Below are 882 nucleotides of genomic sequence, written 5' to 3' on the forward strand. Positions count from 1 at the left end.
ATCCAGGGCAACGTCCCCGCCGACGGCGGCATCCACGCCCTCGGCCGCGCCTTCCAGGTCACCGCCAACCACCTCACCCAGACCCGCCGCCTCGCCGCCGACGTCGCCGCCGGCCGCCGCCCGGCCCCCGACCTCGTCCTGTGGCCCGAAAACTCCTCCGACCTCGACCCCCTGCGAGCCCCCGCCGTCGCAGGCGCCCTACGCGACGCCGCCCGCACCGCCGGCGCACCCCTGCTCGTCGGCGCCGTCCTCGACGGCCCCGGCCCCCACCACGTCCGCAACGCCGGCATGATCTGGACCGCCGACGGCTTCACCGGCCAGATGTACGTCAAACAACACCCCGTCCCCTTCGCCGAATACCTCCCCGGCCGCGCCCTGCTCACCCGCCTGATCGGCCGCTTCGCCGACGACATGCCCAGCGACTTCGTCCCCGGCCATACCCCCGGCGCCCTCCACGCCGCCGGCACCACCATCGGCGACGTCATCTGCTTCGAAGTCGCCTACGACGGCCTCGTCCGCGACACCGTCAACCACGGCGCCGAAATCCTCGTCATCCAAACCAACAACGCCTCCTTCGGCCGCAACGGCGAAAGCCAACAGCAACTCGCCATGTCCCGACTACGCGCCGTCGAACACGGCCGCGCCACCGTCCAGGTCTCCACCAGCGGCGAAAGCGCCCTCATCGCCCCCGACGGCCGCCTACTCGCCAAGACCGGCCTGTACGAACCCGGCATCCTCACCGCCGCCCTGCCCCGACGCACCAGCCAAACCCTGGCCGACCGTGCCGGAATCCTCCCCGAGGCGGTGCTGCTCGCCCTCGGCGTGGGCGCCATGATGACGGGAGTGATCCGCCGCCGAACCCGCCCCACCACCGGCGAAGAC

Annotated in this window: 1 protein-coding gene; it reads left to right on the top strand. The window is 72.7% G+C overall.

Features of this window, described 5'->3' with window-relative positions; genetic code table 11:
- A partial coding sequence (gene lnt, locus NBZ85_RS31490; RefSeq protein ID WP_261563467.1) for an apolipoprotein N-acyltransferase occupies positions 1-882 on the top strand: 882 nt, incomplete at both ends.

The sequence above is a fragment of the Frankia tisae genome (assembly GCF_025403405.1).
Classification (GTDB): Bacteria; Actinomycetota; Actinomycetes; order Frankiales; family Frankiaceae; genus Frankia; species Frankia tisai.